The following is a 22,100-nucleotide window of genomic DNA, read 5'->3' as shown; positions in this document are numbered from 1 at the left end:
GCAAGAAATGTGAGTTTATATATGCCAGAACTACCAGAAGTTGAAACCAGTCGCCGTGGAATAGAGCCACATTTAGTCGGTAATACAATCTCTTACGCAGTTGTACGCAACAGTCGATTACGTTGGCCGGTCAGTGAACAAATTAAAAGCTTATCAGATGAAGCGGTTCTGAGTGTCCAACGTCGGGCCAAATATCTACTGATTGAATTGCAAACAGGTTGGATTATTGTTCATTTGGGAATGTCTGGTAGTGTGCGTATTTTGACCGAAGAATTACCTGAAGAAAAACATGACCATGTAGATTTAGTTATGCGAGATGGCAAAGTGCTGCGCTATACGGACCCTCGTCGTTTTGGCGCATGGCTCTGGTGTGATGATTTAGAAAACAGTTCGGTACTTGCACACTTAGGACCTGAGCCATTATCAGATGCCTTTAATCCCCAATATCTTTATGAATTAGCGCAAAAGAAAAAAGTGGCCGTTAAGCCGTGGTTAATGGATAACAAAGTGGTTGTTGGTGTGGGTAATATTTATGCCAATGAAGCATTATTTGCGACGAAAATATCACCTGAAAAAATCACTAATACATTAACACTGGCTGAAATTACTGAACTCGTGCAACAGATCAAAAAGGTGTTACAACGCTCCATTGAGCAAGGCGGCACGACACTAAAAGATTTTTTACAGTCGGATGGTAAGCCGGGTTACTTTGCCCAAGAATTGTTTGTCTATGGGAAAAAGGGGGAACCCTGCTCAATGTGTGGTACGCCAATAGAAAGCATTAAACAGGGGCAACGCAGTACTTTCTTTTGTCCGCAGTGTCAAAAATAGTGCGCTTTTACTATTTTTTATTGAGTTTCTTTAACATTGCCTCAGCAACCACTGGGGGTAGGAAAGACGAAATATCACCATCGTGAAGGGCAACATCTTTGATTAAAGAAGAAGAAACAAAGGACAAACTTTGCGATGGTAATAAAAATACGGTTTCCAAGTCAGGAACAAAATGGCGGTTCATATTCGCTAATTGCCACTCATATTCGAAATCAGCCACAGAACGAACGCCACGAATAAGAATATTAGCGCCATTTTTTTGTGCAAAATTAGCCATCAATTCAGAAAACCCAACAACTTCAACATTATCAAGGTGAGAAGTTACTTCTTTAGCAAGGGCAACGCGCTCATCAAGGGAAAACATCGGGTTTTTTCGTTGGCTATTTGCAATAGCCAACAAGACATGGTCAAACATTGCTGCTGCTCGGGTAACAATATCAACATGTCCTGATGTCACAGGGTCAAACGTACCAGGGTAAATAGCCTTATGTTTCATGGCGATAGTATCTCGTTGTTTGTATTTTCTATTCGAAAAAATAGCATGAATAAGCGCTAACATTATCGGCTATCTAGCATGGTTGCAACTGTAGATAAGATTTTACTGCTATTTTTAGGTGCATATTCTGCACACTTTTATCTGAGCTTTATGGTAAGATAGCGCCAATTTTGGTAAGTGAATCAGATCGAATGTTATTGCTGCGTTTATATCAGGTACTTCTTTATCTTATCCAGCCATTTATATGGGTTCGCCTATTGCTGCGCAGCCGTAAAGCGCCTGCGTATCGTAAACGTTGGGGCGAACGTTACGGCTTTTGTGCAGGAAAAGTAAAACCTCAAGGCATTTTATTACATTCAGTTTCTGTCGGGGAAACTCTTGCAGCCGTTCCACTAGTCCGTGCACTTCGCCATCACTATCCGTCTCTGCCAATTACAGTAACAACAATGACGCCAACTGGCTCAGAGCGTGTTCTTTCTGCATTTGGCGACGATGTTGACCACGTCTATTTACCTTATGACCTCCCTGGTTCTATGCGTCGTTTCCTGAAACAAGTCGACCCAAAACTTGTGATCATTATGGAAACTGAATTATGGCCAAACATGATTAACCAATTGTATAAACGTAAAATTCCATTGGTTATTGCAAATGCGAGACTTTCTGAGCGCTCTGCTGCTGGGTATCAAAAGCTCGGTAGCTTTGTGAAACGTATGCTACGTAATGTCACTATGGTCGCAGCACAACATCAGGAAGATGGTGAACGTTTCGTTCAATTAGGGTTGCGGCGGATGCAATTGAGTGTAACAGGGAGCCTGAAGTTTGATATCTCTGTAACGCCTGAATTAGCTGTCAGGGCAATAACTTTACGCCGCCAATGGGCAGCACATCGCCCAGTTTGGATAGCGACCAGCACTCATGAGGGTGAGGAAGCCATTGTTTTAGAAACACATCAACAGTTATTAAAACGATTTCCTGATCTATTATTAATTTTAGTACCGCGTCACCCTGAACGCTTTGCAAAAGCGGAAGAACTAACTCAAAAAGCTGGTTTAACGTTTATTCGTCGTAGTGCCAACACGATCCCTACTGCAGATGTTCAAGTGGTGATTGGCGATACTATGGGCGAATTGATGTTGCTATATGGAATTGCGGATATTGCCTTTGTTGGGGGAAGCTTGGTAGAGACTGGGGGGCATAACCCACTCGAAGCAGCAGCCCATGCGCTACCCGTGTTAATGGGGCCTCACACATTTAATTTTAAAGATATTTGCGGAAAACTGACTCAAGCAGATGGATTAATTACGGTGACAGACAGTGAGTCGATGGCTCAAGCCGTGACGAGTTTGCTTTCTGATGAAGATTACCGGTTATATTATGGACGTCATGCCGCCGAAGTTCTTCATGAGAACCAAGGTGCCCTTCAAAGATTATTAAAACTATTGCAACCCTATTTGCCTCCGCGAGAGCAATAATCCCAAGTAATGTCTTTTTTTGAATATTAACTTGAACATTACAACAATAGATTGTGAATATTTTCTGGCACATCCTAGCATTGCATTTAAACTATAGTACACTGCCTCGTTTATTATAGAGTCATTCGATTTGGTTTATTACTATTAGAGTAGTATCCAAATGGAATGTTGGAACTTTTGCTTATCTTTCTAAGACTATATGCCAGCCATTAATCAATCAATTTCAAATAAATATGTTTATGTATGGGTCATAAGCTATGCCATCGTTTGGATCTTAGCGAGTTTTTATTTCGACCCTACCGTACCTTATGACACAGTAGAAGCAGTGAATTGGGGGATGAATGGGGAGTGGGGATCACCTAAAAACCCATGGTTTGTTGGTGTAATGATGTGGCCTGCAATTTACCTCGATATCCCCTATAGTTTTTATTGGTATTTTAGCCATTTTGTCGGTATTGCATTTGGTTTACTTGGGGTATGGAAGCTAGCCTTCCGTTTAACTGGGCGTCGCGATTTTGCTTGGTTTGCAATGCTAATGCTGAATTTATCAGGTGTCATTAATTTCGATATCATTCCTTATAATGATAACTATATTCTAGTGACATTATGGCCTTGGGTTATTTATTTCTTTTTACGTGCGGTTGATGATAATCCTGCATGGTGGTTACCGTTTGCCTTATTTGCAGGCCTTGCAACAATGGGGAAATATTCAACGTTGGCGCTAGTTGGGTCTGTTTTCTTGTTAACTATATTTGTGAAACAGGTTCGCCAAAGTTACCGTCATCCTGTTTTTTACCTTGCAATTGCATTGTGGTTTGCTTTGGTATTGCCTAATTTCTTTTGGTTGATGGCAACGGACTTTTCGGCTTTCAAATGGGTGGATTCACAAATCGACCCTGGGTTTAATCTTCACACCACACAAGCGGCACTAAGCGTGTTTTACCCATTAGTGATTGCGGCGATTGTCGTTTATAGCTGTGGTGGAAAGCTAGGGTGGCCTAAAGCATTGCCTAACCGCATGGCTAACTTCATTATTTTATTTCCATTAGTGGTGATATATGGCTGGTTCTCTTTCCACGATGGTGGTCGAATAACTGAATGGCTGCAGCCATTTATGGCTATCAGCGCACCGCTATTTGTTGGCTCAATAATAGAAATGCCAAGAAAACCGTTTAAGAAGTCATTAGTGGGTTTTGCAATTTTTGGTGTTTTAGTGGTAGTTGGTTATATTACCGTTCAGGCTGCGAATATTCGTGGAGCGGGGCAAAAATTTATTGGTGTTAAAACCTTAATTGCAGATGGGGAACAGCGTTGGTATGAACGTTATAACACACCTGTAAAATATGTCGGTGGCGAAGATAATCAGTATCAATGGTTTATTATTTATGGCAAGGACAGACCACATGTCATTCAGCCTTGGTCTATGGAAAAGCATATGCCACCGAATGTGTATAACCGTGAGATTACGGAAGCTGAAATTCGTCAACATGGTGCTTTATTACTGGGTAAAAAATACGATGATTGTGCCCATGAAAACTTCGCTAAGGTTCGTAAGTTCTGGCCACAGTTTACGATAGAAAAAGAAGATGTGATTTATCGTTCTGAGCCAGATGCAGAACCTGAAACTATGTGCTTTGGGTTTATTGCGCCAGAGAATATGAAATAGGGCATAGTAAGCTGATATAAATAAACGGTTACTTTATATTCAAACGCTAACCGTTTATTTTATCGTGTCAATTAGTTGCTGATAAACTTCGTCAGCACTAATACTTGCCATTGAATTATCAACTGACTTAATTTCATGCTGCCCTTGCCCATATCCTCCAATCAAGCCGGGGTCAGTGGGGCCAAACAGGGTAAAATTGGGTTTATCAAGCGCGGCTGTTAAATGGCTAAGCCCAGTATCGACAGAAACCACGGCTTTAGCATTAGCAATTTGCTGTGCAACTTCGGCTAAAGTAAGTTTAGGTAAAACCTCTACAAAATCAAAGTCTTTTGCTAATCGCTCTGCGCGCTGTTGCTCATGAGGTGCTCCCCACGGTAATTTGATTTTGATACCACTCCCAGCCATTAGCCCGATGAGTTCTCGCCAATTTTTTTCAGGCCAGTGCTTATCATCACGAGTAGTTGAGTGCAGGAAAATGACATAAGGGCTTTGATGCTCTTCTTCTGACTGTAAAAAGTGTCGAGCAATTGCGTAATCGCCTTGCTGTGTTGGGCAGGCGTAACCAAGACTTTTGGCAAATAACTGGCGAATACGTTCAACGGCATGTTGTTGCTTACTAATTGCGTAACGATGGTCATAAAAGAAGCTGGCTAATGGTTCGCGAATACTATGGCGGTCATAGCCATGTTTATCGCCATGAGCTAAGCGGGTGACAAGAAAGGCGCTCTTCAATAACCCTTGCGCATCAATGATTGCGTCATAATGAGTTGCTTGTAATTTCTTGCGAAATTCTGCACGTTCGGCTCTGATCGGTGCAGAAAACCAATTTTTACGCCAGCGACGAATGGCCACAGGGATCACTTGGTTAACGGCACTATGCCATGTGGGAATTTGTGCAAAGCCTTCTTCAACGACCCAATCGAACTGGATATCGGGTATGGCTTGTTGTGCATCGGTCAGCGCAGGTAATGAGTGTAAAACATCTCCCATTGAAGATGTTTTGACTAATAATACTCTCATCATTCAATACCTATATTTAACCGAGCTAACGCATCGATAACTAATTGGGGTTGGATATCAATCAAACTTTGGTGATAACCACTTTCACCGTCACCTTTACGCACTTTGTGGTACCCCGTAATTAGGCGGATCACTTCTGCTTTATCTGATAATGGCGGTGTAAAGTCAGGGCTACTTGGGCCATATAAGGCGACAAGAGGTTTACCTAGCGCTGCCGCGACATGCATCAAACCAGAGTCATTACTGACAACTGCAGTACAGGCATCGATTAGATTAACAGCTTGTTCTAAAGATGTTTTCCCTGAAAAATTATGGCAATGCAATTTAGCATCATCGGTCAGCTCTAAACGAATGGCTTCACCCGCTTCGTGGTCTTTTTGTGAACCAAATAGCAACACTTGATAGCCGTTTTGGCTAATGAGTGTTTGAGCAAGAGAAGCGTAGTGGTAGTGGGGCCAACGTTTGGCGGGCCCAAATTCTGCGCCTGGGCAAAAACCAATAACAGGGCGAGAACCTTCAACCCCAAAGGTTTGCAGAGTTTCAGTGACTTCTTGCGGTATAGTCACCAGTTTAGGCGGTAAAATAGGTGTCGGAATATCAGCAGCTGATCGAATAGTTTGCTTATCATAAGCAAGCGCAACATACCGCTGCACCATTAAAGGAAAAGCGTCTTTATTGAGTGGGCGAATATCATTGAGTAGACCATAGCGCATTTCACCACGCCATCCCGTTCTTTTGGGGATTTTTGCGAAGAAAGGCACAAGTGCAGACTTTAAGGAATTGGGTAACACAATCGCTTGGTCATAGCCATTTGCCTGCAAACTTTGGCCTAATCGACGACGTTCACCAATTTCCAGTGCACCATGCCCAAGCGGCATAGGAATGGCTTCGCTAACTTCAGGCATTTTGGCGAGTAAAGGACGGCACCATTGTGGCGCCATCACGTCAATCTGTGCATGGGGATGTAAAGCCTTGATCGTGCGATAAAGGCTTTGTGACATCATCATATCCCCTACCCATGAAGGGCCGATCACCAATATTTTCATAAATGATTTTTCAGAAATAAGCGTTACGCGTCTTTATTGAGCAAGTGCATATATTCGGTGACACCTTCTGCAACCGTTTTAAATGGTGCAGTATAGCCAGCGGCACGTAGCTTAGTGAGGTCAGCTTGTGTGAAGCTTTGGTAACGACCTTTTAATTTTTCAGGGAACTCAATGTATTCGATGGCCACATTTTTATCTTTGTGGAATTCAGTAACAGCATCAGCAACAGCTTGGAAAGATTCCGCACGTCCTGTACCACAGTTAAAAATACCGGAAACATTATTTTCCCAGAACCATAAATTGACCGCAGCCACATCACCTACATAAATAAAGTCACGACGGAAAGTATCGCTACCTTCGAACAGTTTTGGGTTTTGCCCTTCATTAATTTGTTTATTTAAGTGATAAGCAACGCTTGCCATGCTGCCTTTATGGTCTTCATTTGGCCCATAGACATTGAAATAGCGGAAACCACAGACTTGTGAGTCCGCTTCTGGCAGAATTTCACGTACATATTGGTCAAATTGGAATTTTGAGTAACCATAGACATTCAATGGTTTTTCGAATTGGCGTTCTTCAATAAAGTTATCACTGCGGCCGCCATAAGTTGCTGCGGAAGAAGCGTATAAGAACGGGATTTCACGGTCTAGACAATAGTGCAGTAACTCTTTGGAATACTGGTAGTTATTGTCCATCATATATTTTCCATCCCATTCAGTGGTTGACGAGCAAGCGCCTTCATGGAATACCGCATCGACATCACCGAAATCATCACCCGCAATGATGCTGCCAATAAAATCTTCTTTATCTGCATAATCCGCAATATCAAGGTCAACAAGGTTAGCGAATTTAGTGCCGTCTTTCAGATTATCAACGACTAAGATATCTGTACGGCCGATTGCGTTTAGGGCTTTAATAATATTGCTGCCAATAAAACCAGCTCCACCAGTGACTATGATCATTGGGTATACCTCAAATGGGTTAAGAAAATAGAATCGTAATTGGTGACTATAATAACATCTCTTGGCGCAGACGGTAGCATTGATAGAAGAGAATTGAGCTGACACTTAAATGAGAACAAGGTAAATATCGTGATCTTGGCTACAAACTTGACTTATTTATGCTGTGAATATCGCCACACATAGAGACTATTATTAAACTCTATTAATAGTCTCTATACAGGAAAAAATCATGTCAGAAAGATTTTATCAGCAGATTCAAGAACAATTGGTACAAATTGAAGCCGATGGGTTATTTAAAAATGAACGCATTATTACGACTTCACAAGATGCTGACATTGAAATTGTAGGTGGCCAGCGGGTTATTAATTTCTGTGCAAATAATTACCTTGGTCTTGCTAACCATCCCGCGCTCATCGAAGCCGCTAAACAGGGAATGGATAGCCATGGTTTTGGTATGGCGTCTGTACGCTTTATTTGTGGAACGCAAGACAGCCACAAAGTTTTAGAGCGCAAATTGGCAGATTTTCTGGGCATGGAAGATGCGATTCTCTATTCATCCTGTTTTGATGCAAATGGTGGGCTATTTGAAACCTTGTTAGGGCCGGAAGATGCGATTATTTCAGATGCATTAAATCATGCATCCATTATTGATGGGGTTAGGCTAAGCAAGGCAAAACGCTACCGCTACAGCAATAATAATATGGTGGAATTGAAAGCACGTTTAGAGGAAGCCAAAACAGCAGGAGCTCGCCATATTTTAATTGCCACAGATGGCGTGTTCTCAATGGATGGCGTTATCGCTGATTTAAAATCCATTTGTGACCTTGCGGATGAATACCAAGCGTTGGTGATGGTGGATGACTCTCATGCTGTTGGCTTTGTTGGGGAAAATGGTCGTGGTAGCCATGAGTACTGCGATGTGATGGGGCGTATCGATATTATCACGGGGACATTAGGTAAAGCCCTTGGCGGCGCATCCGGCGGTTATACGGCAGCGAAAAAAGAGGTCGTTGAATGGCTGCGTCAGCGTTCTCGCCCTTATTTGTTTTCGAATTCCCTCGCTCCTGCGATTGTTGCCGCATCTATCAAAGTGATTGATATGATGAAAGAAGGCCATTCATTACGTGAAAAATTATGGCGTAATGCCGTGTTATTTAGAGAAAAAATGACCACAGCGGGTTTTACCCTTGCTGGCGCTGACCACGCCATCATCCCTGTTATGTTAGGTGATGCCAAACTCGCCCAAATTTTTGCGAAAGAGCTACTCGATGAAGGTATTTATGTTACGGGCTTTTTCTACCCTGTTGTACCACAAGGTCAGGCACGTATTCGTACTCAGATGTCTGCAGCACATAGTGAGGAGGATATTTTACACGCTGTTGAAGCATTCACCCGCATTGGTAGAAAACTAAAAATAATCAAATAAAAGGTCTTTTATGAAAGCACTGTCCAAACTGAAAGCTGAACCAGGTATATGGATGACAGATGTTCCGAAACCGGAACTCGGGCACAATGATGTGATGATCAAAATTCGTAAAACTGCGATTTGCGGTACGGATGTACATATCTATAACTGGGACGAATGGTCTCAGAAAACCATTCCTGTCCCAATGGTTGTCGGTCATGAATATATAGGGGAAATTGTTGCGATTGGGCAGGAAGTCAAAGGCTTTAAAATTGGTGACCGAGTGTCAGGGGAAGGGCATATTACTTGCGGCCACTGCCGAAACTGCCGTGGTGGCCGTACTCATCTTTGCCGCAATACGATTGGGGTGGGGGTTAACCGAGAAGGGTGTTTTGCTGAATATCTGGTGATCCCTGCATTTAATGCTTTTAAAATTCCCGATAATATCCCCGATGAAATAGCGGCTATTTTTGACCCATTTGGCAACGCGGTTCATACGGCTCTTTCCTTTGATTTAGTGGGGGAAGATGTGCTGGTTTCGGGTGCTGGCCCTATAGGTATCATGGCGGCTGCAGTGTGCCGACATGTGGGGGCTCGCCATGTTGTTATCACGGATGTGAATGACTATCGACTTGAATTGGCGAAAAAAATGGGTGTTTCCCGTGCAGTGAACGTCAGTCGTGAAAATTTAAAAGACGTGATGAATGAGTTGGGGATGAAAGAAGGTTTTGATGTTGCACTGGAAGTTTCTGGTTCACCAGCAGCTTTTCAGACCATGTTAGACACCATGAACCACGGTGGCAGAATTGCACTATTAGGGATTCCCCCTGCTTCGATGGCAACAGATTGGAGCCAAGTAATATTCAAAGGACTGTTTATTAAGGGAATTTATGGCCGTGAGATGTTTGAAACATGGTATAAAATGGCGACACTCATTCAATCTGGTTTGGATTTATCACCGATAATTACCCATCAATTCTCGATTGATGAGTTCCAAAAAGGCTTTGATATCATGCGTTCAGGCCAATCTGGTAAAGTGATTTTAAACTGGGATTAAATTAATTATCTCGATTCCCCTTTTTGGCTTTTTTGAACCAAGAAGGGGAATCGAAAATGATCTACTGCTGTTGCTTGAAAAGCGGGCGCTTTTGGGCTCTATCGCCCTGTACCAACAAAGGTTGTAAAGCCTTATCGTTATAAATACTCTCAACCACAAACATAATAAAATCAATCCCCTGTGGCTTAGCAGGCGGTAATGTAAACTCACATATACCGAGTTCTTGCGGAATAATCACATTTTCTGGTTGGCTAGCCGCTTCGGGTTGCCCAACAGTAGCATCTTTGGTTGGTGGTGTTTTTATTTCATCTTGTACTGCTTGCTTGTTTTGAGGTTGTATCGGTGTTTTTTTCGCTTCTTCAGATAACATTCTTAATGATGTTGGTTGTTTAGTTGAAGATTGAGGACTAAGCAGAGCACTAACGGCCACTAATTCGACATCAGCAGGGAGTTGGGCAAGGTATTTTTGTAAGGCGCGTACGGTAGATGGGTGTGGATGGCCAATTGCTACCGCACTACCGTGTTTGCGCGCATAGGCAACGGCTTTATTCAATTGAGTGCGCGTTTCTTCTTCCGATTGGTGGTTATCAATAAAAATATGGCGACGTAACGTGGGAACGCCGTATTCTTTGGCGGCATTACCTACTTGGGTATTCCCAATGGTTACGCTATCGAGGAAAAACAAGTTTGACTTTGACAGGCTGCGCATCACGTTCTGCATACCGGGTAAGCTTGATGTCATCTCGCTCCCCATATGGTTATTCATGCCTTTTGCATAAGGAACTCGGGTTATCGCATTTTTAATAATACGGTCAATTTCCTCTGCACTCATTGATGGAGCTAATGTGTTTTTCTCTAGCGGTTGTTTGCTCAATGGTTTCATTGGCATATGGATGAGAATATCGCGCCCTTGGTGATGGGCTTTTTCTGCGACTTCACGGCCATGGGGAGAGCTCGGTAAAATTGCAATAGTTACCGCAGGGGATAACGCTAGAATTTGGTTGTCTTCTTTAACGCGATAACCAAAATCATCAATCACAATCGCCAATTTTGCCGCACTCACCGGTAGACACATCATTAATAATGACAAAACAATGAGTGGTCGAATGGGTAAGTGCTTCAGCATAACGTTATCCTAATTAATTGAATTTAAAATTTATCGCCCTAACTATATTTATCGGCCTAACCATGGACGTGGGTTTACGGTTTTACCTTGTCTGCGGATTTCAAAATAGAGTGCTGGTCGCTCTTGGCCGCCACTGCTACCCACTAAGGCGATCGGCTGCCCTGCTCTAACCTCTTGGCCGACATTCACTAAGGCGCTCTGGTTATAGCCATAGAGGCTCATATCCCCTTTACCGTGTTCAACGACGACAACTAGCCCATAGCCTTGTAACCAGTCAGCCAGTAGCACGCGCCCATCGGCGATAGCTTTGACTTGGGTTCCTTCATTAGCCGCGATAACCATGCCTTTCCAACGTAACTCGCTGGAAATGACATCCCCATAGTTATGGAGTAATGAGCCGCGAACAGGCCAAATAGCTTGCCCAGCAGGGCGTCCTAAACCACCTGTACGTGACATCAGTGAGCGTTCACTTTCAGATGGTTTATAGGTTGAGCCTTTCTGTTTGGCTTGCCGTTCTTTTTCAGCCACTTGCACGCGAATACGTGCCGCTTCTTTGGCTTCTCGCTCTGCTCGGGCTTTGGCTTCACGTTCAGCGCGGGCAATCTTATCGCGTAATCTCGCTTCGTTTTGTTTTAGAACAGCAAGATTTTTTTGGTCTTCTTTTAATGTACTTTCAAGGGCATTTAGGGTTTTTTGCCGCGAAGCGCGTGCGTTATCCAACTTACGCTTTTCTTGTTGTTGGCGAGCCAGCGTTGTTTTTTGTTCGGCTTGTTTTTTCTGTTCGAGTTCTTTTTGTTCTTGTAATTCTTTAGTGGTTTCTTCTAAAGCAACAATATTTTTTTCACGCGCCTGATTTAAATAGCTGTAATAGGCCAAAATACGTTCTTCTCGTTGGCCTTCTTCACCTTTGAACATTAGGGTTAACCCTTGGTGTTTACCTAACCGAAAGGCCGCGTCTAGTTGGTCAGCTAATAATTTCTCTTGTTGTTGTTTTTTGATTTGTAGCTGCTTGATATTGCTATTTAAGGAAACAATTTCTTTATCTAATTGTTTTAGCTGGTTTTGAGTCTCATGCAGGCTACGACCGGCCGCAGAAATACTTTGTTCTTGTTGTTTGAGTTGCTCAAGTAGTGCTGAGCGCTTGGCTTGTTGTTCTTTTACGCTTTTCTCTTTTTCAGCAATACTTTTGAGTAAATCATGTAGCTGGCCTTTATTTTCAGTGATCTGGTTGGCAAACACAGTTTGTGTTGGGGCGAGAACAAGCAGCCCTAACCCAAAGAGAGCGCTAATAGCCTGACGAATAAATGAAATTTTCATTCGATAATGTGTATTGGCCATCGTGATAAATCACCTCAATTAAATGCAATAGCTGATTATTTCATCTGCAAGTGATGGTTTCCAGCACTGTCTAACAAATAGTATTGAAAACATTTATAAATTCGGATTTTTGCCCTGAACTAGAACTATATTAAGTTAAATAATACAGTTTTATTATCACTGATTTATTTTGTATAGCCAGTATTCAATACTTTTTTCTTATTCACTGCCTATTTGAAGCACGACTTAGACCTGTTTCGCACGTTTATGTTAAAATATTTGCGTACCGCCTCGAAATAGAAACGCGGTTTTTCAGTGAACAGTGTTAATTTTGCGTGCCTTAGCGCAAAAAAAACAAGCGAGTTTGCGGGAATTGGCTGTAATTAGCTCAACACAAAGGTATACTCAGAACCCTTTGATATTTGTTTTTAACTAACGGGAGTGATTGCCCCCCATGATCCAAGAAATCATGCAATTTGTAAGCCGGAACATGTTATTGAGTCTGGTTTGGATAGCGCTATTAGTGGCTGTGGTTGTTATGACCTTTAAAGGCCTTTTCTCTAAAACGAAAGTGATTGCTCGTTCACAAGCGATTACACTGATTAATAAAGAAGAGGCGGTTGTTGTCGATTTACGTTCTCGTGACGATTTCCGTAAAGGGCACATTATTGATTCTATTAACTTAACACCGTCTGAAATTAAAGAGAATAATTTAGGTGAATTAGAAAAACATAAACAGAAACCAGTGATTATCGTTTCTGCAAGTGGTATGGAATCAGGTAAACCTGCTGAACAGCTGGCACAACACGGTTTTGAAAAAGTCTTTGTCCTGAAAGAAGGGATCTCTGGCTGGGCAGGTGAAAACCTTCCTTTAGCTCGTGGTAAGAAGTAAGTGAAGATATCCAAGGAGCATACATCAGTATGTGACTTGGGTAGCGTAATGCAGCGAACACCCCTGTAGCTCAGAATAACAGGGTTTCCCTTAAATTATTTGGGCTACAGGTAGGCAGCAAGTGAAGATATCCAAGGAGCATACATCAGTATGTGACTTGGGTAGCGCAATGCAGCGAACACCCCTGTAGCTCAAAGAATAACAGGGAAAATTCATATGGAAGTTAAAGGTACATACACTATGTCAGAACAAAACAACTCAGAAATGGTCTTTCAAATTCAACGCATTTATGCAAAAGACGTTTCATTTGAAGCACCTAACGCACCACACATCTTTCAACACGAGTGGCAACCAGAAATCAAATTAGATTTAGATACTTCTTCAACTCAGCTGTCTGAAGGTGTTTATGAGGTTGTTTTACGTGTCACGACTACGGCAACTTTAGGTGAAGAAACGGCTTTCTTGTGTGAAGTGCAGCAGGCGGGTGTTTTCTCTATCGAAGGCATTGAAGGTACTCAAATGGCACATTGCTTAGGTGCATACTGCCCGAACATCCTGTTCCCATATGCACGTGAAGCGATCACTAGCTTAGTGGGCCGTGGTACATTCCCACAATTGAACTTAGCGCCAGTTAACTTTGATGCACTGTTCATGAACTATTTACAGCAGCAACAAGGTGAACAAGCGCAGAACTCAGAAGCTCAACAGGACGCTTAATGAATACTGCTTCAATGACAGTGATCGGTGCCGGCTCGTACGGCACCGCTTTAGCCATTACGCTTGCACGTAATGCACATCAGGTTGTGCTATGGGGCCATGACCCAAAACACATTCATCAATTAGAACAAGACCGCAGTAATCAGGCGTTTTTGCCTGGCGTTTCTTTCCCTGATAGTTTATCTCTCGAAACGGACTTAAAACGCGCCGTTGAGGCGAGCCCCAATATCTTGATTGTCGTACCGAGCCATGTTTTTGGTGATGTACTAAAACAAATCCAGCCATACTTACGCGCAGACTCCCGTATTATTTGGGCGACTAAGGGCTTAGAAAGGGATACTGGCCGTTTGTTGCAAGAAGTGGCACGTGAGGTATTAGGCAATGAAATTCCGCTGGCAGTACTTTCTGGCCCGACATTTGCGAAAGAATTAGCCGCAGGTTTACCAACGGCAATTTCCGTGGCGGCAAGCGATAGCCAATTTGGTGATGATTTACAAAAATTATTCCATTGTGGCAAGAGTTTTCGCGTCTATAAGAACCCTGACATGGTTGGAGTGCAACTGGGTGGTGCTGTAAAAAATGTCATCGCAATTGGCGCAGGGATCTCCGATGGTATGGGGTTTGGTGCGAATGCACGTACCGCATTGATTACCCGTGGTTTAGCGGAAATGAGTCGTTTAGGTGCAGCTTTGGGAGCAGACCCTGCAACTTTTATGGGGATGGCAGGCTTAGGTGACCTTGTGTTAACCTGTACCGATAACCAATCCCGTAACCGCCGTTTTGGCATGATGCTAGGCGATGGCGTTAGCGTTGAAGATGCAGAAAAAGAGATTGGCCAAGTGGTTGAAGGCTATCGTAATACCAAGGAAGTTCGCGCACTGGCTGAGCGGGCAGGTGTTGAAATGCCAATTACTGAGCAAATTTATCAAATCCTTTATCGTCATAAAAATGTGTTAGAGGCAGCGCAAGCCCTATTAGGGCGTGCGACGAAAGATGAAATTGCCGATATGCCAAAGCTGCATGATTAATAAAAATAGATAGGTGAGTGATTATGTCGCGTGAAGAACTGGATAGAATTTGGGGTTTCATTAAAGATGAAGCGAAGTCTCTTGCGGACTGCGAACCACTCCTCGCCAGTTTTTTTAACGCGACATTATTAAAGCACGACAATTTAGGCAGTGCGCTCAGTTATATGCTAGCTAACAAACTGAGCTCACCGATTATGCCTGCTCTTGAAGTGCGCGAAATTGTGGAAGCCGCTTATCGCAATGACGAAAGTATGATTTTCTCTGCGGCAATGGACTTAGCGGCGGTTCGCTTACGTGACCCTGCCGTTGATAAATACTCCACGCCATTATTGTACTTAAAAGGTTTCCACGCCTTGCAAGCCTATCGCATCGGTAATTGGCTGTGGAAAGAAGGCCGCCAAGCGCTGGCGGTTTATTTGCAAAATCAAATCTCCGTTTCTTTTGGTGTCGATATCCACCCAGCGGCCCGTATTGGTTGTGGCATTATGCTTGACCACGCAACGGGTATTGTGATTGGGGAAACGGCCATTGTCGAAAATGATGTCTCAATTTTGCAATCCGTCACATTAGGCGGTACTGGGAAAACCTGTGGCGACCGCCATCCTAAAGTAAGAGAAGGGGTGATGATTGGTGCAGGGGCAAAAATCTTAGGGAATATTGAAATTGGCCGTGGCGCAAAAATTGGCGCAGGTTCTGTTGTACTTCACCCCGTTCCACCACACACCACGGTAGCAGGGGTTCCAGCACGCATTGTCGGTAAACCAACTAGCGATAAACCGTCCTTAGAAATGGATCAAAACTTTAATGGCATTATTTGGGGTTTTGAAGATGGGGATGGGATTTGAGTTGTGAGGGTTCTAGTTCGATCGTTTTCATTTTTGATTTCCCTCATCTGTATATAAATTGACCGAAAATTTGCTTTAACCTCAATGAAGTTATACAATGTTTATACATTTGGAAACTAATATACTCAAAAATAAGTATGGGGTAAGAGAAATGAGCGTTGCTATAAAAAAATGGGGAAATAGCCAAGGCATTGTTATCCCATCAGCTATCTTAAAACAATTAGGTATTGAGGTTGGTCAACGTCTTGATATTTCTGTTAATAACGGTAATTTGGTTCTTTCTCCCAAAAAGAAGATAAGGATGTTTTCTGAAGCTTATTTGCTTGACAATATGAATGAATATAATAGTCATTCAGATGAACTTGCTCAAATTAATGATATGGAAATTGGTGAATGAGTAAAAGTTACATACCAAGGCGAAATGATATTATTTGGTTAGATTTTGACCCAACGAAAGGAAAAGAAATAGGAAAATATCGGCCTGCACTCGTTTTATCCAGTGTGGAATATAATAAAAAATCAGGCTTGGTAATTTGTTGTCCTATTAGCACAAGCATTAGAGGGCACATAACAGAAGTAAGGATAAATAATCTTGATACTCCGTGTGTTGCTGCGGCAAACCTTATTCAAACACTATCTTGGAAAGATAGAAGTATGAAGTTTGGGGTAGTTGCTGATGAGGGGGTTCTTGATGGTGTGCTCGCAAGGTTGATCCCATTAATTGGTGGAGAGCATTTTTTTATTGATTAAAACTAAAGGAACTCAAACTGAGCTCCTTTTATAGTCTAGTCCTTTAGCAGCGCCCCTGCATACCCCAACTGCCTCCATGCCTCAAACACCACCACAGCCACTGAGTTGGATAAATTCATACTGCGGCTATCTGCCAACATCGGAATACGAATTTTTTGCTCCATTGGCATGTTATCTAGCACATAAGGCGGTAGCCCTCGGGTTTCAGGGCCAAACATCAAATAATCATTTTCTTGATAACTAACATTACTATGACTTGGCTTACCTTTAGTGGTTAAGGCAAACACGCGTGCACCGCTTTCAGATTGGTTATTATCCGGGTTTAGTCCTTCACTTTTTAAAAAAGCAAAATAATCATGATGGTGCTTGATATCGGCAAACTCGCTATAGTCCAACCCTGCACGGCGTAAGCGTTTATCATCCCATGTAAACCCAAGAGGGTGAATAAGATGCAAATCAAAGCCAGTATTGGCACAAAGGCGAATAATATTGCCGGTATTTGGCGGTATTTCTGGTTCGAATAAAACAATGTGTGGCATAACGTTAAGCTGATATTTGTGATAATAAATGATGGGAAGAGTTTACGCGCAAATGGGTTTGTTTTCATGTGGAACTTTTATAGCAGCCGTAAAAATTATTTGTACCCTGAAAACAAAAAACGAGCCATAAAGGCTCGTCTCTGAAATAACTCGTTGAGGTTAGCTGTTATAACCATTGGGGTTCATGGACTGCCAACGCCAGCTATCATTCACCATATCTTGAATAGAATACTGCGCCTTCCAGTTTAAATCTTTCAACGCTTTTTCTGGGCTAGACCAACATTCCGCAATATCACCAGGGCGCCTTGCTACAATCTCATATTTGATTGGCTTACCTGCCGCTTTTTCAAAAGCGGTAATAATTTCCAGTACACTTGTGCCAGTTCCTGTACCAAGATTGTAAACATGTAAACCTGCTTGCTGGCTAACTTTATTCAGCGCGGCAATATGGCCATCAGCCAAATCCATTACGTGAATATAGTCACGCACACCAGTACCATCCGGTGTTGGGTAATCATTACCAAATACCATCACTTGTGGGCGGCGGCCTACAGCGACTTGGGAAACAAACGGTGCCAAGTTATTCGGAATCCCTTGCGGGTCTTCACCCATGGTTCCGGATGGGTGTGCGCCAACAGGGTTAAAATAACGCAGTAAGGTCAGTGACCAATCATCTTCCGCAATATATAAATCCGAAAGGATACGCTCAACCATATACTTACTGGTTCCGTATGGATTGGTGGTTCCACCGACTTTGGAATTCTCTGTTAATGGCACTTCTTCAGGGTCACCATATACGGTAGCGGAGGAACTAAAAATCAGGCTCTTAACACCTGCTTTTTTCATACTTTCCACTAATACCAATGTGCCATTGACGTTAACATCATAGTATTCAATTGGTTTTTGTACCGACTCACCAACAGCTTTCAACCCAGCAAAGTGGATGACTGAATGAATTTGATGATTAGCAAAAATGGACGCTAAAATTTGCCCATCACGCACATCACCTTGGTAAAAGGTGGGCTTAACACCTGTGATAGCTTCAATACGGTTAAGTACTTCAAGATTGGCATTATGCAAGTTATCTAAAATAACCGGCTGCATCCCTTGCTGGATCATCTGTACACAGGTATGGCTACCAATGTAGCCAAGGCCACCCGTGACGAGAACTTGTTGATTCTTCATCTCAATATTCCTGAGTCTTAATATTCGTAATGGTAGTTATAGTCGTCAGACCTTGCATCAATACCATTGAGGATCACACCGGTAATGTCGATATCATTTTGCTTAAAGCGTTTCAGTGATAGATCAACATCTTTCACGGTATTCACCCCGTAGAAAGCAATCAGTAATGAAGTACCGACATATTTACCAATAATCGCAGAGTCCGTAATTGCTAAGATTGGTGCGGTATCGATCACCACAATATCGTATTGGTTTTTGACTTTATCTAATAATTGCTTAAAGCGCTCACCCATTAATAACTCAGAAGAGTGAGTAACATTTTTACCACGACAAATTACATCGAGATTTTCAATCACGTTAGCATGAATGGTCGGTGATTCTAAACTTTGCTGTGATAAGTAGTCAGATAAGCCTGCTTTATTGTTTAACCCAAAGGCTTTGTGCAAACGGCCTTTACGTAAGTCGGTATCGATTAATAATACTTTCTTACCTGCATTAGCCAGTACCACCGCCATATTGGAGGTAACAAAGCTTTTCCCAACCCCTGGTGACGCACTGGTGACCATAACTAGGTTGTTACCTTGGTTCATCACCGAGAAGTACACACTGGTACGTAATGAACGGATAGCTTCGACAGCAGTATCTGCTGGGTTTTCTATCGCTAGTGGGCTCTTATTACCAGCTTCAATGAGTTTTTTCTCATGAGCAGAGAATGGGATAGTGGCATAGACGTTGACACCCAATGCATCAATATCTTCTGTGCTCTTAATTTTATTATTAAAGAACTCGCGGGCAATCACATACGCACAGCCGATAATAAAACCAAGGATAGTGGCGAGAACGACAATCAGTGATTTTTTCGGTGCCACTGGTTTTGGTTGGGATTCAGCAGAGTCAATAATACGCACATCCGCTGTAATACCGGAGTTCAACACACTGAGTTCCTGCTGTTTCGCCACTAATTGAGTATAAATGGCTTGTTCCGCTTCGACATCGCGAGTTAAACGGACGATTTCTTGTTGGGTATTGGGTAACTTTTGAATATTTTTACTGATTTTTTCTTTTTCACGTAACAACTGTTGGCGCTTATCTAACAGAGACTGATAAGCCGGGTGGTTACGGGTATATAGCTGCTGGATCTCGACCTCTTTAAAGGTCAGTTCATTAAGTTTTTCTTCGACCTGTAATGCAGTATCTAGAGCGGCTTTAGCTTCTAAAGAGAGGTCAATGGATTCATTCTTTTTACGAAAGGCATTGAGCTGGTTTTCGTAGTTATCTAATTTCTTTTTAATCGTAGGTAAGTAGTCATCTAAAAATACAAGCGTATTGTTAGTGACTTCTTTTTTACGTTCGGTATTTTGGTCAACATAGTTTTGGATAACACTGTTGAGGATTTTAACATTCTCAGTTTTATCCGCCCCTTTAATGGCTAAGCTGATAATACCCGTGCCTTTCCCGACTTCAGCGATGGTTAGAGTGTTGCGTAAGTCTTCAATGGTGGAGTAACGGGCATTTTTGATTAATGAGAACTCTTCGCCAGCTTCAGCCGTGAAACTAGAAATCAATAAGTTAATTTCCCCTTGCTTGAGGACTTCACCGACTTTACCTTGTAAGACTTGGCCATCTACATTGAGGGAATAATTGTTATCCCCTAAATAAGTCAGGGTAAATGGCTGGCCAATTAAGTTTTCAGGTAACTGAAATAGGTCAACATGAACGGGAGCCACTTCACCCAGTAATTTACTGACAAAGCCTTCAGGAGCTGCTCGAGTGTCTAAGTTTAGGTCAGTAACGGTTTTACCTAACACCATGCGTGATTTGATGACTTCAATTTCAGAGTCGACTTGGTTATTGCTGTTACCAAATGGCATGACATCACTCATTTGGTCAAGTAATGATACCTGGCCTAATTTGTCATACTGTAAGGTCGCATTGGCTTGGTAAATAGGGGTTGCCAATAAACTGTATGCGATGGCGATAGCCGCAAAAAATACGGTAAAAAACCCAATTTTAATCGTGTTGGATTTCAAAACTTTAAACAGAGCGAGCAGATCGATTTCATCTGAGGCAGGGGAGCTATTTTTTGTTGTGTTCATAATAGGTTAAATGTTAAGTCATCCAATAAATAAAATTAAATTTTGCCTTGCCAAGCAATCGCGGCTTTTTCCATCAACTGGTAAACGTGCTCAAACATTTCATCGCTGCGTTTGTGCGGGTCAGGAATTTCGGTTTTATTAATCCATTGCCCAAATAACATCACTTTACCGCGGGTTTCAGGAAACTGTTGGTGGATTTTAGCAATATGATCGTTTTCCATCACTAGGATTAAGTCTGCTTTATGGCATATTTCGCTAGTTAACCGACGTGATTGATGGCTTTCAAGGGAAAGCTGATGTTGCTCGGCAATCCGGATGGCGCTGTCATAAGCGGGCATGTCATTTTTAGCAATAATGCCTGCTGAGTGAACAGTTTTTTTGGGAAAATAGTGCTGCAATAAACGCTCCCCCGTAGGAGAGCGACAGATATTTCCCATACAAACAACAAGAATATTATTAAACATATCGATTACCAGTCGTGAATACGCTTGGTACCTTCGGTTAACTGATTATATGAAGCGATAGTTGGTAATAACTGAGTGATTAGTCGGTTCCAACGTACTACAGGGGCTGCGGTAACATACACTAAGTCATAGGGCTGTAGTTTAAATTCAGTTCCCATCACGAGTGAGGTGGCATCCGATAAGTCTAGCTGATAAACCGCGGCCATTTTTTTCGGTAACAGAGCATCAAGCTCTTTGTCTTCCGCGGGCTGGTTTTTAATTGGGCGGATAACAAATACACCTGTTGCATTGGCAGTTGTTTGGTTAAGGCCGCTTGCTTTGCTCAGGGCTTCAGTAATACTCATTCCCGCGCGGTCAATGGTTAAGGTCGTTGGTTGACCCACTTCACCCATCACAAACACTTTCTGGCTATCATTACGTGGCACATATAGCACATCACCCGGTAGCATCAGGTAGTTTTGGGTTAAATCGCCGTACTGAACTAAATCTTGTAATGACACTTTGATTTCTTTGCCGTTACGGGTAAGAACGACATTATCCCAATCGGCTTTTTCGGTTAAGCCGCCTGCATTATTAAAGGCTTCTAAGATAGTGAGTGGAACGTTAGTGATAGGCAGTGTACCCGGTTTGGCCACTTCACCCGAAACATACATTTTTTGCGAACGGAATGCGGCAATACTGACATCCACTTGTGGGGATTCAATATAAGTGGCTAAGCGGTTGCTTATCAGGGTACGGATTTCAGTGACCGTTTTACCGATCACTTTGACTTTACCAATATACGGGTAGTAGATGGTGCCGTCAGAGTGAACCCAGTTACCGGAGTCTTGTGCACTACGGTAAGAACCTGCAGGGATGGTCAGTTCAGGGTGGTCCCAAACCGTAATGGTTAATACATCACCTGCACCTACACGGTATTCATAGTGAGTCAGTTGCTTTTCTAACTGCGCATTCGGTTTGGCAATGGTTGGGGCGATGTACATATCATCCAACAATTTTGGCGAAATTGGGTAGATATCAACTAATTTGGTAATGTCACGGTCACCCGTATCAACCACATTTTTGCCCGAGGTTGATACATAGGCGCCGGGGGTGACGGTGCAGCCCGTTAATGCAGTTAGCATAAGTACAGCAACAGAAAGACGCTTCATAAATACACTCTATCCCTATAGCAATATAGTTAAAG

The 22,100-nt window shown here is 42.6% G+C and carries 22 protein-coding genes; 11 read left to right on the top strand and 11 right to left on the bottom strand.

Translation table 11 applies throughout. From position 1 onward, the window contains the following. The first annotated feature begins 21 nt into the window (after nt 1-21). On the top strand, nt 22-831 hold the full coding sequence (mutM, locus tag PSE83_RS12335; RefSeq protein WP_004265140.1) for a bifunctional DNA-formamidopyrimidine glycosylase/DNA-(apurinic or apyrimidinic site) lyase: 810 nt from the start codon (nt 22-24) through the stop codon (nt 829-831). A gap of 10 nt (nt 832-841) precedes the next feature. Here mutM and coaD read toward each other — a convergent pair whose 3' ends face one another. Next, nucleotides 842-1,327: a pantetheine-phosphate adenylyltransferase gene (gene coaD, locus PSE83_RS12330; protein WP_036959128.1), complete on the bottom strand. Its 486-nt coding sequence runs from the start codon at nt 1,325-1,327 to the stop codon at nt 842-844. Between the two features lie 191 nt (nt 1,328-1,518). Here coaD and waaA point away from each other — a divergent pair, with 191 nt between their 5' ends. Both waaA and PSE83_RS12320 read left to right on the top strand, forming a co-directional pair. Further along, nucleotides 1,519-2,799, top strand: coding sequence for a lipid IV(A) 3-deoxy-D-manno-octulosonic acid transferase (waaA, locus tag PSE83_RS12325; RefSeq protein WP_004265144.1), 1,281 nt, complete (start codon nt 1,519-1,521; stop codon nt 2,797-2,799). 199 nt (nt 2,800-2,998) lie between these two features. Beyond that, the gene (locus PSE83_RS12320; protein WP_004265145.1) at nt 2,999-4,465 is read left to right on the top strand and encodes a glycosyltransferase family 39 protein; all 1,467 of its coding nucleotides are present in this window, start codon (nt 2,999-3,001) and stop codon (nt 4,463-4,465) included. A gap of 54 nt (nt 4,466-4,519) precedes the next feature. On the opposite strand, the gene rfaC is transcribed toward PSE83_RS12320, so the two are convergent. The 3 genes from rfaC to rfaD are packed head-to-tail and all read right to left on the bottom strand — an operon-like array spanning nt 4,520 to nt 7,493. Beyond that, nucleotides 4,520-5,485, bottom strand: coding sequence for a lipopolysaccharide heptosyltransferase RfaC (rfaC, locus tag PSE83_RS12315; protein ID WP_196724885.1), 966 nt, complete (start codon nt 5,483-5,485; stop codon nt 4,520-4,522). Continuing rightward, nucleotides 5,485-6,531, bottom strand: coding sequence for an ADP-heptose--LPS heptosyltransferase RfaF (gene rfaF / locus PSE83_RS12310; RefSeq protein ID WP_272660890.1), 1,047 nt, complete (start codon nt 6,529-6,531; stop codon nt 5,485-5,487). The genes rfaC and rfaF overlap by 1 nt, the downstream gene beginning before the upstream one ends. A 23-nt stretch (nt 6,532-6,554) precedes the next feature. Beyond that, nucleotides 6,555-7,493, bottom strand: a complete 939-nt coding sequence (rfaD, locus tag PSE83_RS12305) for an ADP-glyceromanno-heptose 6-epimerase (protein WP_004265152.1) — start codon at nt 7,491-7,493, stop codon at nt 6,555-6,557. 229 nt (nt 7,494-7,722) lie between these two features. Between rfaD and PSE83_RS12300 the strand changes: the two genes are divergently transcribed. Both PSE83_RS12300 and tdh read left to right on the top strand, forming a co-directional pair. Continuing rightward, nucleotides 7,723-8,919 carry a glycine C-acetyltransferase gene (locus PSE83_RS12300; protein ID WP_110592790.1) on the top strand — a complete coding sequence of 399 codons (1,197 nt, stop codon included), beginning with the start codon at nt 7,723-7,725 and terminating at the stop codon, nt 8,917-8,919. 10 nt (nt 8,920-8,929) lie between these two features. Then, a complete protein-coding gene (gene tdh / locus PSE83_RS12295; protein ID WP_004265155.1) occupies nt 8,930-9,955 on the top strand; it encodes an L-threonine 3-dehydrogenase in 1,026 nt (341 codons plus the stop codon). 61 nt (nt 9,956-10,016) lie between these two features. Here the strand turns inward: tdh and PSE83_RS12290 are convergent, their stop codons facing one another. Then, a complete protein-coding gene (locus tag PSE83_RS12290) occupies nt 10,017-11,081 on the bottom strand; it encodes a divergent polysaccharide deacetylase family protein (protein ID WP_272660889.1) in 1,065 nt (354 codons plus the stop codon). A 48-nt stretch (nt 11,082-11,129) separates the two neighbouring features. After that, a complete protein-coding gene (envC, locus tag PSE83_RS12285; protein ID WP_196724852.1) occupies nt 11,130-12,419 on the bottom strand; it encodes a murein hydrolase activator EnvC in 1,290 nt (429 codons plus the stop codon). Between the two features lie 433 nt (nt 12,420-12,852). Between envC and PSE83_RS12280 the strand changes: the two genes are divergently transcribed. The 6 genes from PSE83_RS12280 (at nt 12,853) to PSE83_RS12255 (ending at nt 16,630) form a co-directional block, all read left to right on the top strand. Then, nucleotides 12,853-13,290, top strand: a complete 438-nt coding sequence (locus PSE83_RS12280; protein ID WP_004265159.1) for a rhodanese-like domain-containing protein — start codon at nt 12,853-12,855, stop codon at nt 13,288-13,290. A 240-nt stretch (nt 13,291-13,530) separates the two neighbouring features. After that, on the top strand, nt 13,531-14,007 hold the full coding sequence (gene secB / locus PSE83_RS12275; RefSeq protein WP_004906947.1) for a protein-export chaperone SecB: 477 nt from the start codon (nt 13,531-13,533) through the stop codon (nt 14,005-14,007). Next, a complete protein-coding gene (gene gpsA / locus PSE83_RS12270; protein WP_004265161.1) occupies nt 14,007-15,035 on the top strand; it encodes an NAD(P)H-dependent glycerol-3-phosphate dehydrogenase in 1,029 nt (342 codons plus the stop codon). Before secB ends, gpsA begins: the two co-directional genes overlap by 1 nt. Nucleotides 15,036-15,058: 23 nt before the next feature. After that, complete coding sequence (cysE, locus tag PSE83_RS12265) at nt 15,059-15,880, top strand: serine O-acetyltransferase (RefSeq protein WP_153674037.1); 822 nt, start codon at nt 15,059-15,061, stop codon at nt 15,878-15,880. 151 nt (nt 15,881-16,031) lie between these two features. Then, complete coding sequence (locus PSE83_RS12260; RefSeq protein ID WP_004906951.1) at nt 16,032-16,277, top strand: AbrB/MazE/SpoVT family DNA-binding domain-containing protein; 246 nt, start codon at nt 16,032-16,034, stop codon at nt 16,275-16,277. Continuing rightward, nucleotides 16,274-16,630, top strand: coding sequence for a type II toxin-antitoxin system PemK/MazF family toxin (locus PSE83_RS12255; protein ID WP_047756788.1), 357 nt, complete (start codon nt 16,274-16,276; stop codon nt 16,628-16,630). The genes PSE83_RS12260 and PSE83_RS12255 overlap by 4 nt, the downstream gene beginning before the upstream one ends. Nucleotides 16,631-16,665: 35 nt before the next feature. Here PSE83_RS12255 and trmL read toward each other — a convergent pair whose 3' ends face one another. The 5 genes from trmL to PSE83_RS12230 form a co-directional block, all read right to left on the bottom strand. Then, nucleotides 16,666-17,169 (bottom strand): tRNA (uridine(34)/cytosine(34)/5-carboxymethylaminomethyluridine(34)-2'-O)-methyltransferase TrmL, encoded by a 504-nt coding sequence (gene trmL / locus PSE83_RS12250; protein ID WP_096863620.1) that lies wholly within the window; start codon nt 17,167-17,169, stop codon nt 16,666-16,668. A 159-nt stretch (nt 17,170-17,328) separates the two neighbouring features. Next, nucleotides 17,329-18,354: a UDP-glucose 4-epimerase GalE gene (gene galE, locus PSE83_RS12245; protein ID WP_272660888.1), complete on the bottom strand. Its 1,026-nt coding sequence runs from the start codon at nt 18,352-18,354 to the stop codon at nt 17,329-17,331. Between the two features lie 17 nt (nt 18,355-18,371). Further along, nucleotides 18,372-20,450, bottom strand: coding sequence for a polysaccharide biosynthesis tyrosine autokinase (locus PSE83_RS12240; protein WP_272660887.1), 2,079 nt, complete (start codon nt 20,448-20,450; stop codon nt 18,372-18,374). 35 nt (nt 20,451-20,485) lie between these two features. Next, nucleotides 20,486-20,914 (bottom strand): arsenate reductase/protein-tyrosine-phosphatase family protein, encoded by a 429-nt coding sequence (locus tag PSE83_RS12235; RefSeq protein ID WP_187710694.1) that lies wholly within the window; start codon nt 20,912-20,914, stop codon nt 20,486-20,488. A gap of 5 nt (nt 20,915-20,919) precedes the next feature. After that, a complete protein-coding gene (locus PSE83_RS12230; RefSeq protein WP_272660886.1) occupies nt 20,920-22,065 on the bottom strand; it encodes a polysaccharide export protein in 1,146 nt (381 codons plus the stop codon). Between the last annotated feature and the right edge of the window lie 35 nt (nt 22,066-22,100).

The organism is Providencia sp. PROV150, from assembly GCF_028481025.1.
GTDB lineage: Bacteria > Pseudomonadota > Gammaproteobacteria > Enterobacterales > Enterobacteriaceae > Providencia > Providencia hangzhouensis.
The sequence above is the reverse complement of the archived record's forward strand: the minus strand, read 5'-3'. Positions and strand labels throughout refer to the sequence as shown.

Bases quoted from the DNA above. Each gene is read 5' to 3' on its own strand.
- mutM (WP_004265140.1), top strand. From the start codon at position 22: ATGCCAGAACTACCAGAAGTTGAAACCAGTCGCCGTGGAATAGAGCCA.
- coaD (WP_036959128.1), bottom strand. From the start codon at position 1,327: ATGAAACATAAGGCTATTTACCCTGGTACGTTTGACCCTGTGACATCA.
- waaA (WP_004265144.1), top strand. From the start codon at position 1,519: ATGTTATTGCTGCGTTTATATCAGGTACTTCTTTATCTTATCCAGCCA.
- PSE83_RS12320 (WP_004265145.1), top strand. From the start codon at position 2,999: ATGCCAGCCATTAATCAATCAATTTCAAATAAATATGTTTATGTATGG.
- rfaC (WP_196724885.1), bottom strand. From the start codon at position 5,485: ATGAGAGTATTATTAGTCAAAACATCTTCAATGGGAGATGTTTTACAC.
- rfaF (WP_272660890.1), bottom strand. From the start codon at position 6,531: ATGAAAATATTGGTGATCGGCCCTTCATGGGTAGGGGATATGATGATG.
- rfaD (WP_004265152.1), bottom strand. From the start codon at position 7,493: ATGATCATAGTCACTGGTGGAGCTGGTTTTATTGGCAGCAATATTATT.
- PSE83_RS12300 (WP_110592790.1), top strand. From the start codon at position 7,723: ATGTCAGAAAGATTTTATCAGCAGATTCAAGAACAATTGGTACAAATT.
- tdh (WP_004265155.1), top strand. From the start codon at position 8,930: ATGAAAGCACTGTCCAAACTGAAAGCTGAACCAGGTATATGGATGACA.
- PSE83_RS12290 (WP_272660889.1), bottom strand. From the start codon at position 11,081: ATGCTGAAGCACTTACCCATTCGACCACTCATTGTTTTGTCATTATTA.
- envC (WP_196724852.1), bottom strand. From the start codon at position 12,419: ATGGCCAATACACATTATCGAATGAAAATTTCATTTATTCGTCAGGCT.
- PSE83_RS12280 (WP_004265159.1), top strand. From the start codon at position 12,853: ATGATCCAAGAAATCATGCAATTTGTAAGCCGGAACATGTTATTGAGT.
- secB (WP_004906947.1), top strand. From the start codon at position 13,531: ATGTCAGAACAAAACAACTCAGAAATGGTCTTTCAAATTCAACGCATT.
- gpsA (WP_004265161.1), top strand. From the start codon at position 14,007: ATGAATACTGCTTCAATGACAGTGATCGGTGCCGGCTCGTACGGCACC.
- cysE (WP_153674037.1), top strand. From the start codon at position 15,059: ATGTCGCGTGAAGAACTGGATAGAATTTGGGGTTTCATTAAAGATGAA.
- PSE83_RS12260 (WP_004906951.1), top strand. From the start codon at position 16,032: ATGAGCGTTGCTATAAAAAAATGGGGAAATAGCCAAGGCATTGTTATC.
- PSE83_RS12255 (WP_047756788.1), top strand. From the start codon at position 16,274: ATGAGTAAAAGTTACATACCAAGGCGAAATGATATTATTTGGTTAGAT.
- trmL (WP_096863620.1), bottom strand. From the start codon at position 17,169: ATGCCACACATTGTTTTATTCGAACCAGAAATACCGCCAAATACCGGC.
- galE (WP_272660888.1), bottom strand. From the start codon at position 18,354: ATGAAGAATCAACAAGTTCTCGTCACGGGTGGCCTTGGCTACATTGGT.
- PSE83_RS12240 (WP_272660887.1), bottom strand. From the start codon at position 20,450: ATGAACACAACAAAAAATAGCTCCCCTGCCTCAGATGAAATCGATCTG.
- PSE83_RS12235 (WP_187710694.1), bottom strand. From the start codon at position 20,914: ATGTTTAATAATATTCTTGTTGTTTGTATGGGAAATATCTGTCGCTCT.
- PSE83_RS12230 (WP_272660886.1), bottom strand. From the start codon at position 22,065: ATGAAGCGTCTTTCTGTTGCTGTACTTATGCTAACTGCATTAACGGGC.